General features: G+C 41.6%; 10 protein-coding genes and 1 tRNA gene. 3 read left to right on the forward strand and 8 right to left on the reverse strand.

Going from position 1 to position 15,162, the window contains the following annotated elements; all coding sequences use genetic code 11:
• Nucleotides 1-43: 43 nt before the first annotated feature.
• From I4Q58_RS04135 to porU, 5 genes are all read right to left on the reverse strand, one after another.
• Nucleotides 44-1,765, reverse strand: a complete 1,722-nt coding sequence (locus I4Q58_RS04135) for a pyruvate dehydrogenase complex dihydrolipoamide acetyltransferase (protein WP_203293980.1) — start codon at nucleotides 1,763-1,765, stop codon at nucleotides 44-46.
• Between the two features lie 3 nt (nucleotides 1,766-1,768).
• Nucleotides 1,769-2,767, reverse strand: coding sequence for a pyruvate dehydrogenase (acetyl-transferring) E1 component subunit alpha (gene pdhA, locus I4Q58_RS04140; RefSeq protein ID WP_203293982.1), 999 nt, complete (start codon nucleotides 2,765-2,767; stop codon nucleotides 1,769-1,771).
• Nucleotides 2,768-3,045: 278 nt separating this feature from the next.
• On the reverse strand, nucleotides 3,046-3,528 hold the full coding sequence (cdd, locus tag I4Q58_RS04145) for a cytidine deaminase (RefSeq protein ID WP_203293984.1): 483 nt from the start codon (nucleotides 3,526-3,528) through the stop codon (nucleotides 3,046-3,048).
• A 4-nt stretch (nucleotides 3,529-3,532) separates the two neighbouring features.
• A complete protein-coding gene (gene porV, locus I4Q58_RS04150) occupies nucleotides 3,533-4,762 on the reverse strand; it encodes a type IX secretion system outer membrane channel protein PorV (RefSeq protein WP_203293986.1) in 1,230 nt (409 codons plus the stop codon).
• A gap of 36 nt (nucleotides 4,763-4,798) precedes the next feature.
• Nucleotides 4,799-8,680 (reverse strand): type IX secretion system sortase PorU, encoded by a 3,882-nt coding sequence (gene porU / locus I4Q58_RS04155; RefSeq protein WP_449564501.1) that lies wholly within the window; start codon nucleotides 8,678-8,680, stop codon nucleotides 4,799-4,801.
• Nucleotides 8,681-8,889: 209 nt separating this feature from the next.
• On the opposite strand from porU, the gene gldJ reads away from it, so the two are divergent.
• Both gldJ and I4Q58_RS04165 read left to right on the forward strand, forming a co-directional pair.
• Entirely contained in the window at nucleotides 8,890-10,569 is a 1,680-nt protein-coding gene (gene gldJ, locus I4Q58_RS04160; protein ID WP_203293990.1) for a gliding motility lipoprotein GldJ, read from the forward strand.
• A gap of 72 nt (nucleotides 10,570-10,641) precedes the next feature.
• Nucleotides 10,642-11,925, forward strand: coding sequence for a UDP-N-acetylmuramoyl-tripeptide--D-alanyl-D-alanine ligase (locus I4Q58_RS04165; RefSeq protein WP_203293992.1), 1,284 nt, complete (start codon nucleotides 10,642-10,644; stop codon nucleotides 11,923-11,925).
• A gap of 148 nt (nucleotides 11,926-12,073) precedes the next feature.
• On the opposite strand, the gene I4Q58_RS04170 is transcribed toward I4Q58_RS04165, so the two are convergent.
• Nucleotides 12,074-12,148 (reverse strand) — tRNA-Val (locus tag I4Q58_RS04170).
• 467 nt (nucleotides 12,149-12,615) lie between these two features.
• Between I4Q58_RS04170 and I4Q58_RS04175 the strand changes: the two genes are divergently transcribed.
• Nucleotides 12,616-12,912, forward strand: coding sequence for a hypothetical protein (locus I4Q58_RS04175; RefSeq protein WP_203293994.1), 297 nt, complete (start codon nucleotides 12,616-12,618; stop codon nucleotides 12,910-12,912).
• Nucleotides 12,913-13,089: 177 nt separating this feature from the next.
• Here I4Q58_RS04175 and I4Q58_RS04180 read toward each other — a convergent pair whose 3' ends face one another.
• Together I4Q58_RS04180 and I4Q58_RS04185 are read right to left on the reverse strand one after the other, a co-directional pair.
• Nucleotides 13,090-13,395: a phosphoribosylpyrophosphate synthetase gene (locus I4Q58_RS04180; protein WP_203293996.1), complete on the reverse strand. Its 306-nt coding sequence runs from the start codon at nucleotides 13,393-13,395 to the stop codon at nucleotides 13,090-13,092.
• A 139-nt stretch (nucleotides 13,396-13,534) separates the two neighbouring features.
• Entirely contained in the window at nucleotides 13,535-15,016 is a 1,482-nt protein-coding gene (locus tag I4Q58_RS04185) for a hypothetical protein (protein WP_203293998.1), read from the reverse strand.
• Between the last annotated feature and the right edge of the window lie 146 nt (nucleotides 15,017-15,162).

Consider the following 15,162-nt stretch of genomic DNA (forward strand, 5'->3'; position numbering starts at 1 on the left):
TAACAAACCTCACAGGTTCTGAAAACCTGTGAGGTTTACATTTCTATACGAACATCGTTACCGGATTCTCGATATATTTTCGAACGGTTTCGAGGAACTTCGCTCCCGTCGCACCATCGACCGTTCTATGGTCGCAAGCCAGGGTAACCGTCATCGTATTTCCAACGGCTATCGCTCCATTTTTTACGACGGGCTTTTGAACAATCGCCCCTACGGAAAGAATCGCTGAATTTGGTTGGTTGATGATAGACGTGAACTCTTTAATACCAAACATTCCAAGGTTGGAAACCGTAAAGGTGCTTCCCTGCATTTCCTCGGGTTTAATCTTTTTGTTTCGCGCCTTACCTGCCAAATCTTTCACGTTCGCACCGATTTGCGAGAAGGTCATCTGATCGGCAAACTTTAAAACCGGCACCAATAATCCTTCATCCACAGCAACCGCAACTCCAATATGGATATGCTTAGCAATCTTGGTGGTATCGCCATTCCATTGGGTGTTTACCTGAGGATGTTTGCGCAGTGCCATGGCGCATGCCTTCACGATCATGTCATTGAAGGAAATTTTCACCTCTGGATCGCTATTGATGGCCGTTCTAGCCGAAATAGCGTTATCCATATCCAATTCGATGGTGAGGTAGTAGTGCGGTGCCGTAAACTTCGATTCGCCCAAACGCTTTGCGATGGTTTTACGCATTTGAGAGTTGGTCACTTCCTCGAAGGACTCCGTTCCAACAGGTGTATACGCTTGACCAGCAGCGGCCGGTTGATAATTTTCGATATCGCGTTTTACGATACGGCCATTGTCGCCACTACCTTGAACATGCGATAAGTTGATGTTTTTTTCCTCTGCCAATTTCTTGGCCAAAGGTGAAACAAAAATGCGACCACCATCCTTTTGGACAGGTTGTGAAGTCGATTTACTTTCTTGCTTTGTTTCCTTTTTAACTTCTTTCTTTTCTTCTGAAGAATCCTTAGACTTTTTAGAATCTCCTTTTTTATCTGAAGCGTCAGAAGCTTTCTTTTTCTTTTTAGCACCCGAACCGCTTTTGAAGTTTTCGATTACGCCTGAAACGTCGGTACCTTCTGGTCCGATAATCGCTAATAGTGCATCTACTTTTGCGGTTTCACCTTCTTCAATTCCGATTTTCAACAACGTTCCGTTATAGAAGGATTCAAACTCCATCGTCGCCTTATCGGTTTCGATTTCGGCCAAAATATCCCCTTCTTCAACCGTGTCGCCTTCCTGCTTCAACCAACTAGCGACCGTACCTTCTTCCATAGTATCGCTTAGGCGCGGCATGGTAACCACTTCAACGCCTTCAGGGATGTCGCTATCGCTATCCTCTTCACCTTCACCTCCATTTTCATTATCGCTATGGCTATCAGTCTCTTCTTCCTTGGTATCAGCTTCAGTCTTTTCGTCATCTTCCTCTTCCTTCTCATCGGAAGAATCTTTCTCCTTTTTCTTTTCTTTGGAATCGTCTTCGCTTTCACCTTTACCATTCAGCAAATCGGAAATATCCTCATCTTCCTCTCCGATAATAGCTAAAAGCTTGTCAACTTTGGCTGTTTCACCTTCTTCGATACCGATGTGAAGCAAGGTTCCTTCATAAAACGATTCGAATTCCATCGTCGCCTTATCGGTTTCGATTTCGGCCAAAATATCGCCTTCTTCCACTTTATCGCCAACGCTTACGAGCCATTTCGCCACGGTTCCTTCTTCCATGGTATCGCTCAGTCGGGGCATGTTAATCACTTCTGCCATTGCTTATAGTTTATGGGGTAAAAATGGATAGTCTTCTTGTTCGTATACCGAATCGTACATCACGTTTAATTCTGGATAGTCGGATTCTTCGGCAAATTGCTCGCATTCTTTCACGCGCTCCTTAACTTTCTTATCCACTTTCTTGATTTCCTCTTCGGTAGCCCATTTCTCTTGATAAATCTTATGAAGCACATAGGAAATAGGATCTTCTTCTTGCTTCTTTTTCACTTCTTCCTTGGTTCGGTAGTGTTGCGCATCACTCATGGAATGTCCACGGTAACGGTACGTTCTGATTTCAAGGAAGGTTGGTCCGTCGCCACGTCGCGCGCGATCGATGGCTTCGTCTAATTCCTTTGCCACTACTTCAGGCTTCATACCGTCTACAGGTTTACACGGCATCTCATAGCCCATTCCGAGTTTATAGATATCGGTATGATTGGAAGTTCGTTTTACGGAAGTACCCATAGCGTAGCCATTATTTTCAACACAGAAAACCACCGGTAAATTCCATAACATTGCCAAATTGAAGGTTTCGTGCAATGACCCTTGACGTGTGGCTCCATCTCCCATAAAAGTGAGGGTTACGGCATCGCGTTCGAAATACCTATCGGCAAAAGCCAATCCTGCACCAAGTGGGATTTGCCCTCCCACAATACCATGACCGCCGTAGAAACGATGCTCTTTCGCAAAAATGTGCATAGAACCGCCCAGTCCTTTAGACGTTCCGGTCCCTTTCCCATAAAGTTCAGCCATCACTTTTTTAGGATCGACGCCCATACCAATAGGTTGCACGTGGTTTCGATATGCGGTAATCATACGATCTTTCTCAAGATCCATGGCGTGTAATGCTCCCGCCAATACGGCTTCCTGACCATTGTAAAGGTGAAGGAACCCACGCACTTTCTGTTTGATATACACCTGCGCTAGCTTGTCCTCGAACTTACGCCAGAACAGCATGTTTTCGTACCAATCGAGATACGTTTTTTTCGTGATTTTTTTCATCTATGGAAATATCTAAGCCGAAGCCTTGTTTCGGTTACGGTTTTGCGAACAACAAAAATAATGTTTTCTAAAGTTATAGGAAAAAAGCTTTGTTGAAATATTACGGATGTTTGGTGAAAGTGTAACAGTGAGAATTGAGAATTGAGAATTGAGAATTGAGAATTGAGAATTGAGAATTGAGAATTGAGAATTGAGAATAAAAGTTAAAAAATTTTTATTACAAAGCGTATAGCTTATTGCATACAGCATAAAACTAACAACGCGAAGTAAAGTGAAGCCTACAGAAATGAACTATCAAACAACAATGGCAATAAATCGCTGATAGAAGAAGCTTTTACCACTTTACCGGTTTCACCCATAAAATAGATAGCGATGGGTGACTTTTGTTTCTTTTCGTATTCGGCAATAGATTGTCGACAAGCGCCACATGGCGGTGTTGGGGTATTTACCTCTTGGTTTAAGGATTTGGCGGTAAGCGCCATAACGTCCATCCTCACATCAGGGTAAGTTGCTCCCGCATGGAAGATCGCCACGCGTTCCGCGCAAAGCCCTGACGGAAAAGCGGCGTTCTCTTGATTATTACCGGTAACGATGTGTCCATTCTCCATTTGAATAGCCGCCCCAACCTTAAAACGTGAATAAGGCGCATAAGCCTCATCGCGAGACTGCTGCGCCTTTTCCATTAATTGTTGAATTTCCTCAGGTAGTTCGGAAACCGAATCGTACACCTCTAAGGCAATTTCAAGAATGTGTTTTTTCAAACTATTAATATTCGTCGTACTCGTCGCCAAAGTTGAACGTTAGCCCAAAACGAAGTGTTCCTTCCAATGGAGAACGGACTCTGGAGGTAGAGAAAAGATATGAAATATCGATGTTGATGGCCGTATAACGGAACCCAGCTCCTAGCGACAAAAACTTACGCGATCCTTTATCTTCACTTTCGTTAAAGTATCCTGCACGGAAGGCGAATACGTCCTGGTACCAATATTCTGCTCCCAATGCCCACGTAAATTCTTTCAACTCTTCAGAAAAACCTCCCGGTGCATCTCCAAACGATTGGAAGACCCCTTTAAAGAAGTTCACATCGGGATCGGATCCTTCAACAATCGCATTTTCATTAATATTTTCATCAATAGTTGGATCATATTCACCATCATTATCGTTATCTATAAATTCACGCCCCCTGATAGGTGGTGTTGGCACTAAAAGCTTATTCACTTCAGCATTTACTCCAATCTTGTTATAAGCATCCAAAATAAAGTCGAAACCACCACCAAGGCCTAAGTTTGTTGGAAGGAAGTTTTCCTGTCCTGCTTCATCATACTTAATCTTCGGCCCGAGGTTCGAAATATTAAAACCTGCTCTCCAGCGCCCATCGAAATCGTTATAGGCTATTTCTTCGCTTTGATAATACCCTGAAATATCTACTGCAAAGGAACTACCTGCAGAAGCATCATCTGCATTTGGAACCGATTGAAGTTTCAAATCGGACCGTAGGTAACGCCCAGTAACCGCCATGGAAAAGCGTTCACTCAGTCGGAGTGCATAGGAAACATCGAAAGTTAATTCGTTTGGCTCTTCAATAATTCCAATATCGTTAGGACCTTGACGAATGTCTATTTCTCCTAAACTGAAATATCGAAAGCTTGCCGCTACAGCACTTCTTTCATTCAAACGATTGTAATATGTTAAATTCCCCAAGAAAATATCGTTCACCAACTGGCTTAAATACGGAGTATATGTAATACCTACAGCCTGCTTCGAAATAGCGAAGGCATATTTAGCGGGGTTCCACTGTTGTGAGAAGGCATCGGCAGAAGTAGCCACTCCAATATCTCCCATACCAGCAGCCCGCGCATCGGCAGCTATCAATACAAAGGGCACCCCAGTTGTAATAACTCTAGAGTCTGATGAATTTGGAATGGTAACGGTTTCTTGTGCACTTACTTCAAAAATGAAAATGGAAAGGAATGATAAAAGAAGTATTTTCTTCATGAGGTTATGTGTTTTGGGCAAATATAAATGTATTTTTTAAAGGATTACGAGTTTCTCGTATTTTTCAGTTTGCTTATTGGTTAACGTACTTTTTACTGTAATCTTGTATACGTAGACACCTTTTCCAATTCTATCGCCAAAATCGTCCCTTCCATCCCACGTAATATCACGAGATCTATTTCCGATGGTTGTAACGATCTGATTACGCGTCCATACGAGTTTTCCGGTAACGGTAAACACCTGTACTTGCACTTCAAGAGGCTCGTTCGGTCTGTTGTGTTCAAACCAAAATTCGGTATAGTTTACAAAAGGATTTGGATAATTAAGAACGTTATCGATCTTCAGCTTATCATCACCTACGACCACGAACTGAATTTCAGAAGTATTCGAATTGTTATAGACATCCCAAGCCTTTAAAGTTAAGGTATGCAATCCTGGCTCTAAATCGCGCAACTGATAATTTGCTATACCTCTTGTAAAATCGTCGACATCGGCTTGATAGTATTCATTCAACACAAATGGATTGGCTTCATCGCCATCCAATATAGCTACAATGTCATGTCCAACGCCACTAGCGGTGTTAATACCATTATCGTCAGATAATTTAGCGATCAGCGCTGGGGAATCATTTGTTATTCCACCAGAAACAAAACCGTCATCGTTCATAAACAATTGGATGTTCGGCCCTTGATTGTCTTCTGGCGCATCTTCATTTAAGCCACCAATCCGAACGAGTTGATTTACTCCTGTATGATCTTCTTTTTGATTATTGCGCTTAGCATACAGACTTACGCGGCCATTACCAACTGCAATTTGGGTGTCACGCGGCATCACAAATTCAAATTCGAATCGCCCATTCTCAATAGTCGCTTGACCATTAAATAAATTTTGGCCAAGTGTAATAAAGTCCATTATCGCCAATTCGCCCCCAACAATTACCCCGTCATTCCCTAAGGTCTGTCGTTCTACATTCTTATCGAACACCTTCGCCTCGAGCACTCCTTGATAATTACTGAGCAAATTACCATTTAAATCGACAACCTCTCCTTTCATTTTTACGCGACCTAAGGCAGGTATGGGTGATAAACCTAACCCTATAGGTTGGTCATTTACAGATGTTAACCGTATTTCTTGCTCTGGAAAGGCTAATGGAAGCGCTGGATCGCCGATATAGAAAACCACCCTTCGATTGCTAGAGGACAATCCGTTTTTGGCTCTTCGCAATGCTTCAGCAGGCGGATAAGAACCCTCAACCCCATATCCAAAAAGGTTTTCTGCCATTGCCTTATTGATATCGCTTCCTAATCGCGCACCTATTTTTCGGGTAGTCGTAATCAATGAAATAGCACCGCCATTTGGGTTCCAAAAGGTAAGTTCGCCCCCTGTAATACGAGATGGAAGATCAAATTTTGTAAATTCACACGTTATCGTAATGATACATGGTAACCGGTTCTTATTATTTAAGTTATTTGCCATTTCCTTGGTGAAAATTCGCTCACCACTTAATCCGTCTTCTCCTCCATGTCCAAAATAATTCATGATTAGCACCCCAGCTTCCAAAATTTCCGTGATACGCTCATTTACTTCAGGATAGCGATTTCCACCAGCAGAAGCCTCCTGTTGAAAAGCATCTGAATGTACTTTCTTTAAATTTACAAATGGTTTCTCTTGCACTATTTCGTCACCCAAACTATCCAATCGCTTTTCAAGAGCATCAAATTCCCATGACTCATCTACATCATCTGAAACGATTAAAAGATTGTTTCGCCAGTTTCCATACGCCTCGTCTGAGGTATAGGAAATAATCTTATCGACCATTTGATTTGCCAACAGTACATTATCGGCTAAAATTCTGCCTACTGCAATATCCAATTTTTCGACTCCATTCATAACCCCCTCATCAGCATCCATACAACCATAAAAATCATCTGTCATAAAGGAGTCGGAATCCTGAACACTCTCTATTGTTTGAAAAGTTGGAACTATGTTATTATTGTTGGGAAGTCGGTTCTTGTAATCGACCGAAGCATCACCGAAAAAACCAATATATTGAAGTCGATTGTCTGGGGAAGAAGCATTATCGTAAATATACTTCACAAAGTTACGGATAGCCCCAATATCTTGTTTGCCGGAACTGAATTCTTCATATATTTTATCGGTAGTTACCACTTTCACTCGAAGCCCTCTTTGCGTCTGATGAAAATTTGCCAATCGAAGTGCCGGCTGTAATAGGAATGGCGCTGTTACAATTAAATAATCGATGTCCTGAAAGGCACCTGACGCGTCTTTCATCACGGTTCCTTTTAGATTTTGGTTTGGTACTCGAGGATCGGTGATGGTAACAGGCTGATAATAATCTGAAGGATGTACTGCCAAAAATTTACGTGGCTGTCCCATAGTAGACTTAAATGAAATTGCAGAAGCACTTTCCTCATTTAAAACCGCTGTAATACTTTCAATATTTGTTATATCCCAGATTTCGGAATAGGCAGATGCATTCGAGAACTGATACTCGGCAATTCCACTCTGACTGGCCACGCTTTCATTTTGAAAAAGTATTTGGGAATCCGTTCCTGTTAACTGCCGTAGTGCTTCCACCCTCACATAATCCAAATACCCTACACTACTTGGGTTTCCATTATTATTATACGTCAGATTTACGGAAACCGATGGACCAGCAGCGGGAATAGAATAGACTCTTTGGTTGTCTTGAAGAACTTCCTCACCAATTGCAGCGATTGTTAAGGGGTCGAGCGAGGTGCTATTAACGGTTACCGAAAAACTGGTTTGACTTTCAGAGACGCCTGCAACTTTTACCTCGACGCGCATATCCGATCCGGACACGATATTTGGAAAATCGAATTCATAGGTTTGGTCGTTTTCAATGTCGAAGCGATTTCCAAACCAACGTCTTCCTATCTTTCCAGGTGAATATTCATCCTCTTCCTGAAAACCAGCATCGTTGAAAGTTGTAATAGTAGTGGTTGCCGCTCCTGATGGCTGCAACATGGGCTGGATACGCATGCCAGGTCCTCCGCTAACAGTAACATAATAATAGGAATCGTCGCTATACGGATTGAGGTGTGTTTCACTCTCTTCATCGTACCCCTGGGTACTAATGCCGTAAAATAAAATATAATCGTTGTTACCAAACGAACCATCCTCTTCACCAACAACACGAATAGGTGTTTGGGGAAGGTCGAACTGCGTATTGTCTGCCAGCAGCAATGGAAGCGGTTTTCCGCCATGTCCGTATATTTTGATATTCCTAGGATCAATAGTATTGGTATTCATCCCCAAATTATCGAGAAAGGATTTATTTATGCGGTGAACACCCGTTTCCTCTACCTTAAATTTAAACCATTCGCCCGTCGCCAATACCGAATTTTGAATCGGCATACGCATTTGGCTACCGCTACGCTGTTTTGAATAGCTAATCGTAAAGGAGGTAATTTTTTCCAATCGACCATTTCTGCGAATAACAGGTGTTGCTGAAACTGTAGTATAAAGTTCTGTTCGTGCCTGAGAACTGCTAATTGAAAAAGAGGGAGTGCTAGGAATAGTACTTGCCTGAATTAGCGATTGTTCGCGTTGGGTTAAGGGCGCGTACTGAATGTTTGAAACCTGCAGCGAGTTCTTCATCGCATACCCATCGTCTAACCATTGATCTCGAAACGCAATAGTTCCTTCCAATTTAAGCTTTAGTCGGTCTTTTGCTCTATTCCGTTCGGATGTTGCCCGTTTGGCATTATTATTTTTGGCAAAATCCGTTTGTTGCATTCCACGTGAAGCAGATTTATTTTTAGGCAATGGCTCGTATGCATCCCATGGCACAACTATTGTCTTCGTCTGCCCGAAGGATAGGACGCTTATAAAACCGCAAAGGATAAAAAATAAATAGTTTCTCATCATTGTCATTAACGCATCAAATATACAGTTAGTATAATGGGCTCTTTGGAAAAAGTCGGAAAATTATTTCCCGATGAAATAAAATCGATTTACTATCGTTTCACTAAGGAGTTAGTGGGGAGAACCCCTAAAACCTAACGAATTATAAAAAGTAAAATATTATTGCATTTTTACCGTTAATTACTATATTGCGAACCCAATTTATCAGAATTGATACTATGAACGAAAAGAAAACCTTAGCATTGCGACTCCTTATCCTACTGGTCGCAACAGGAATATTCGTAAGCTGCAACAAATCTAGAGATTACAAGAATACGTCGAGAGCTACAGGTTGGAAACTCAACGACAAAGAAGGTGGTTTCCAGTACAACCCTGAAGCAAAGGAACAGGAAACTGGTCCTGGACTTGTATTTATTGAAGGTGGTACGTTTACCATGGGGCGTGTTCAAGACGATCCTATGCACGATTGGAATAACACTCCAACCCAACAACACGTTCAGTCTTTCTACATGGACGAAACGGAGGTAACGAACTTGATGTACCTTCAATATCTTGATTGGATTAAGGATGTTTTCCCACCAGCAGACGAAAATTACCGTAATATTTATGCAGGAGCACTACCCGATACCTTGGTTTGGAGAAACCGTCTTGGGTATAACGAGGTAATGACAAACAACTACCTTCGTCACCCTGCCTACGCTCAATATCCCGTAGTAGGAGTTAGTTGGGTACAAGCTGTTGAATTCAGTAACTGGCGTACCGACCGTGTAAACGAACTTATCTTGGAAGAAGAAGGATTTACCGCTCGTGGTGCACGTTACGACGTTGAACCAGGTGAAACCTTTAGCACACAAACTTATTTGAATGCTCCTACCATGACCTATGGTGGTAAAGATTCTATTACTCGTGGCGGAAAAAGCTCAGAGCGCTTATTAAGCCGAAACGAAGACAGTACTAATATTTATGTTCAACGTAAGGATGGACTGCTATTGCCTTCTTACCGACTTCCAACGGAAGCCGAGTGGGAATATGCAGCCTTAGGCCTAGTTGGACTTCGAAATTATAACGTATACCGCGGTCGTAAGAAATATCCATGGGACGGACAATATACACGTTCTGGAAAGCGCCGTAGCCGTGGTGATCAATTAGCGAACTTTAAGCAAGGTGATGGTGACTATGGAGGAATTGCTGGTTGGAGTGATGATGGCGCCGATATTACAGCTGAAATCAAGTCGTATGAGCCAAACGATTTCGGTTTGTACGATATGGCGGGTAACGTAGCCGAATGGGTTGCCGATGTATACCGTCCTATTGTTGACGATGAATTTAACGATTTCAACTACTATCGTGGTAACGTATATACCAAACATGCAATCGACGAAGATGGTAAGGTAAAAGTTGTTACCGCAGATTCTATTCTTTATGACACCTTGAGCAACGGACGCATCGTAGCACGTAATCTTCCAGGTGAAATTATGGAAGTACCGGTAGGCGACGAGGAAACATACTTAAGAACAAACTTCTCGACTAGTGATAACCGCGACTTCCGTGATGGAGACAAACGTTCTACTCGCTACTATCAATCTTTTAACGATTTTGGCGGTGAAACTGAAAACGATGAGAAAGAACGCATGTACAACTCTCCTAAGCATAAAGTATATGCTGATAGCACAGGGAAAATGGATATGCAATATGATGAATCCTCAAACCGTACTACACTTATCGATAATGAAGTTCGGGTGTATAAAGGAGGTTCGTGGAGAGATCGCGATTACTGGTTAGACCCAGCACAGCGCCGTTTCTTCCCACAGGATATGGCAACCGACTATATCGGATTCCGTTGTGCAATGTCTCGTGTTGGATCCAAATCCAAAAAAGGAAAACGACCAAGAGATTAATTTTTTGATAAAATTTTCAAGCAAACCCTTCAATCTTACATTGAAGGGTTTTTTTCATTGTATTTTTAAGCTATGAGAATTGAAACCTTACACCAACACTTTTTAGATAGTAACGGCATTTGTACCGACACCCGAAAGATTACGAAAGGCTGTCTGTTTTTTGCCCTGAAAGGTGACAACTTTAATGGCAACAAGTTTACCGACGAAGCATTAGAAAAAGGGGCTTATAAGGTGGTAATTGACGATATGCGATTCCACCGAAACACTGGCGAAACTATCCTCCATGGCGACAGCCTAAGCTTACTTCAACAATTGGCAACTTACCATAGAAAGTGGTTGGGAATCCCCATTGTATCACTTACTGGAAGTAATGGCAAAACGACCACGAAGGAGCTGATCAGCGCTGTACTTTCGAAGAAATTCAATACAATTGCAACTAAGGGCAACCTAAATAATCATATTGGCGTACCGCTTACCTTACTTTCAATGGCAAAAGATACTGAAATGGGTATCGTTGAAATGGGCGCGAATCATCAAAAGGAAATTGAAAACTTGTGCAACATCGCTTTTCCAGACTACGGCTATATCACCAACTTTGGCAAAGCACATTTAGAGGGCTTCGGAGGAGTTGAAGGAGTTGTAAAAGGAAAGTCGGAACTATACCAACATCTTCAGAAGCATGGGAAAAAAGTTTTTGTAAACGGTAACGATTCAAAACAGCTTTCCTTAACGAAACAAATGGACCGGATTGTCTTTGGTAGAACCGAAGACTCAGTTATGCCAGTTTTGATTGAAGAAAACGATCTTGGACTAAAATTGAAAGTCGATGACACGGAAATACAGAGCCGTTTGGTGGGACGTTATAACTTTGGGAATATTTCTGCCGCAATCGCTATCGGCAATTATTTTGAAGTGCCACTAAAGGCAATTAAGGATGCTATTGAAGAATATGTTCCTTCGAACAACCGTTCACAATTAATGGAAAAATGTGGCCATACTATTTTACTGGACGCCTATAATGCCAATCCAACGAGTATGCTCGCTGCATTAGAGAATGTTTTTAGCAAACAACGCAATAATTTGGTCCTACTGCTAGGCGATATGTTTGAACTGGGAAGGGATGCTGAAGTGGAGCATCAAGCCATCACCGACTTCCTTAAAAACAAAACCGAAGCGAAGATCTTTTTAGTAGGCGAAGACTTTTATAAGACAAGCTCGGATGCTTCACATATAGAAAAATTCAGAAGCTTTGAAGATGTAAAGCAGGTGTTTCCGAAATCGCTCCCCAACCACTCTTTCATCTTGATAAAAGGCTCCAGAGGAATGGCATTGGAACGTATACTTGAATTTATTTGATAAAAAAATCCCGAGTCAATTTACTCGGGATTTTTACTTAAAAGTGGGTCATACTGGATTCGAACCAGTGACTTCTACCCTGTCAAGGTAACACTCCCCGCCCGAACGTAGCTGTTCGGTACGGGCGGGTGAACCATGCCTGCCTTTGTGAAGTGTATTGGATTCGAACCAATGACCCCCACCCTGTCAAGGTGGTGCTCTGAACCAACTGAGCTAACACTCCAGTTCGTAATAGGCAGGCAACTGAGTTAATGACCCAAGCGCCGACAAAAATACTATTTTTTGGAATGGCAATAAAGTTTTCAAGGAAGTTATGGAAAAGAAAACTACAGGGATTACTCCCGCCATCCCAGGGCGAGACCGCTCTTGCAAACCTGCCTGCCGCAGGCAAGGTACAAATCCCCGCTTGCTTCGCAAACAGTATTTTTTCATCCCGACTCCTTTCAAAAACGAGTTTTTGACGTTACGGAATAAAAAAATCCCGAGTCAATGACTCGGGATTTGTGCTTGAAGTGGGCGCGAAGGGATTCGAACCTACACTTTAAGCTATTGTTTTACAGATACTTGCGTTTCTTATTTTTTTCTTGTTGACCGAATTGTAGACCTAATAGCCTATTTAACTTTCGTAATATCCAAATATAATTATTTATAGCTAAATAATATTATTGTGCTCTATAAGGCTACTAAACAATGCCCGAAGTATCCATTTTCCTATGTATATATTTTGAAAGCATAAGCGTAGCCATTATTAGGTTAATAACTAGAAAGAGAGAGCCAACAAGAAGAAGGTTCCAAAAATTATTTACCGGCTCGGAAAACTCAGATATTTCAGAAACAAGGGCCAAAGCGAAGAATAGGTTTATCATGATTATTGCAACCGATACAATAATTCCCACCAATACCTTACCAGTAAAAATTAGTAAAGCCAAAACGCCTAAAAGACAAAGTGCTACAGGATTAAAAAGGTTGGATGTTAAGGACCAGTAGTAAATTGTTGCACAGAGGAAATAAATTTCGGGACCTAGGGAGATTATCTCTTTTCTATTTATATTGTTGTTATATAAATAAGTAACCCAAGTTTAATCTAGAAAGTTGTTTATATCATTAGCTGATAAGCTTATAATCTTTAAAATACCATGTCTCAGAATACTCTCTCAAGAGCCATCAATCTCGCCTAGGGATTTTTCTTAAAAGTTCTGCATTTTGATTTTGTTCAGCACCATATGTCATTACTAGTGTCCCTTTTGAACCGTCTTTAGCCTTTATTGCAAAAACCGCTACCTCATCATCTGGATCCGTCGCTCCCTCAAAACGATAATAGTCTATTATCAAAAGATCTAATGGCTGATATTCTTTCCTAGAAAAGTTTCCAATAATCTTATCATCCTCCGCTTCAAAATCTTCCTCGTATCCATTTTCAGTAAAGAAATCTACAGCTTCCGATAAGGTTTCGAAATCCATTCGGTTCATAACACATAATTTTATTTAAATATATGACATATTTTTTAATCGATTACTCGAGTATATAGATGGTGCCATAAGTTCCCTAAACGGAAATTTCCAATTTTCAGGATAATTGAATACAAAAAAAGAGAGTGGCAGGTCTTCCTTAGTCCGCCTTAATCAACTCGATGTTTAACATTGTGGCATCTCCCAACGCAACTAAGCCGGAACCATTAGCAGCATCGGTGCAAACATAAAGCTGTTGCCAAGCATTAAAGTGCACGATTTTTGAGATTTGAACCGTTTGTCGGTCTCCATTTCCGATAAAGGCATATCCACTGCTTCCAGGAATAAAGTTGGAATTATGACCTCTTGCCAACCGGAACTTGATATTTTCATCACTACCTCCAGATTTAGTTACTGTCACCGTAAAAGTTATCCTATATGTACCCGCCGTCGTAAACTGAACATTATTGTTATTTATATTCAGGTTTTCAGACACCTCTATACTTCCAAATGAAATAGGATTCCAGGACACTAAGTTCTGATCGCTACTAGCATAAATATCTGCATATGCCAATTGCGAAGTTGCAGACATATCGGCCCAAGAAGTATTTCCATTTGCATCGGAGACCAAAACCTTTCCTTCTCCGTGTGTTCCATCCGCCAATTGGAGCGAACTGTTTTCCATTTTAAGCTTTCCTTGCTGGATTTTGATATTACCATGCACCTCCAGCTTCTCGGTTGGATTAGTAGTACCGATTCCCACCTTGGTTGCTGCCCAGTCGGTAGCATCCGTAATATCGTTACCAAGAATAATAGTATTCACCTGAGTTGCTTCAGAACCATATCCCAAGGCCATGGAATACTGACCGCTGGCGGTTGCAGAAACCCCCAATGCAGTACTGTTCTCACCAGTAGCCGTACTATGCGTTCCTAATGCCATAGCATTATTGTTACCGCTTGTGGAGGCATTCTTTCCAATCGCAACGGACTGAAAGCTTGTGGCCGAAGCAGAGTCGCCAAGCGCAACAGTGCTATTGGCATTACTTGCATTTGCATTATATCCAATTGCCGTGGAGCGGAAGCCAGTAGCAGTTGTAGAAGGTCCTATAGCCACAGCCTCATTACTGACAGATGCATCAGCATTCGTTCCCAAAGCCAATGAATTATTTGGGTTTGCCTCAGCATTATTACCAAAAGCCAAACCACCATTAGGGTGTATTAGTCCCATCTCATTATTATTCACCCGAAATTGGAGGGATTGATAGTTGGTGCTACCGATAAATTCACTACCTGAAAGGTCATCACCCTCTTTAGACCATTTATCATCCGAGCCACCGGTACTTCCTGACCCCCCAGTACCTGTATTAAATACGATCCAATCTGAACCATCCCAAAAATAAAAGCCTGGGGAAATACCAATATCTTCTGTAGTATTATAAACCATTAAGCCTTCCGCAGGATTCTGGATAGTAACAACATCCGTTGTACTAGTCAACCCTACACGAGGAATCAACATTCCCTTGTTAGTAGCTTGAACATCCAAGATACTAGAAGGATCAGGCGTTGTTGTATTGATACCAACTTGAGCAGTACCAAGAAATGAAGTCAATAATAGAATTACGAGGAGAGATTTCGATTTCATAAGTTAGTCTAATTTGGGACGACAAAACTAGGGGACGAAATGTCTTCAGCATGAATAGTTGAAAAGTTTTCGACAAGGATATGAAATCATCGATGAAATACACTTTTTTTAACCATAAATTCGATTAACGGTATGATTTTAAGTAT

It is taken from the genome of Luteirhabdus pelagi (assembly GCF_016827595.1).
Classification (GTDB): Bacteria; Bacteroidota; Bacteroidia; order Flavobacteriales; family Flavobacteriaceae; genus Luteirhabdus; species Luteirhabdus pelagi.

What these genes read in the sequence shown, in the direction of transcription:
- gldJ (WP_203293990.1), top strand. Translation starts at nt 8,890, where the DNA reads ATGAACGAAAAGAAAACCTTAGCATTGCGACTCCTTATCCTACTGGTC.
- I4Q58_RS04165 (WP_203293992.1), top strand. Translation starts at nt 10,642, where the DNA reads ATGAGAATTGAAACCTTACACCAACACTTTTTAGATAGTAACGGCATT.
- pdhA (WP_203293982.1), bottom strand. Translation starts at nt 2,767, where the DNA reads ATGAAAAAAATCACGAAAAAAACGTATCTCGATTGGTACGAAAACATG.
- I4Q58_RS04185 (WP_203293998.1), bottom strand. Translation starts at nt 15,016, where the DNA reads ATGAAATCGAAATCTCTCCTCGTAATTCTATTATTGACTTCATTTCTT.
- I4Q58_RS04175 (WP_203293994.1), top strand. Translation starts at nt 12,616, where the DNA reads ATGCCCGAAGTATCCATTTTCCTATGTATATATTTTGAAAGCATAAGC.
- I4Q58_RS04180 (WP_203293996.1), bottom strand. Translation starts at nt 13,395, where the DNA reads ATGAACCGAATGGATTTCGAAACCTTATCGGAAGCTGTAGATTTCTTT.
- porU (WP_449564501.1), bottom strand. Translation starts at nt 8,680, where the DNA reads ATGACAATGATGAGAAACTATTTATTTTTTATCCTTTGCGGTTTTATA.
- I4Q58_RS04135 (WP_203293980.1), bottom strand. Translation starts at nt 1,765, where the DNA reads ATGGCAGAAGTGATTAACATGCCCCGACTGAGCGATACCATGGAAGAA.
- porV (WP_203293986.1), bottom strand. Translation starts at nt 4,762, where the DNA reads ATGAAGAAAATACTTCTTTTATCATTCCTTTCCATTTTCATTTTTGAA.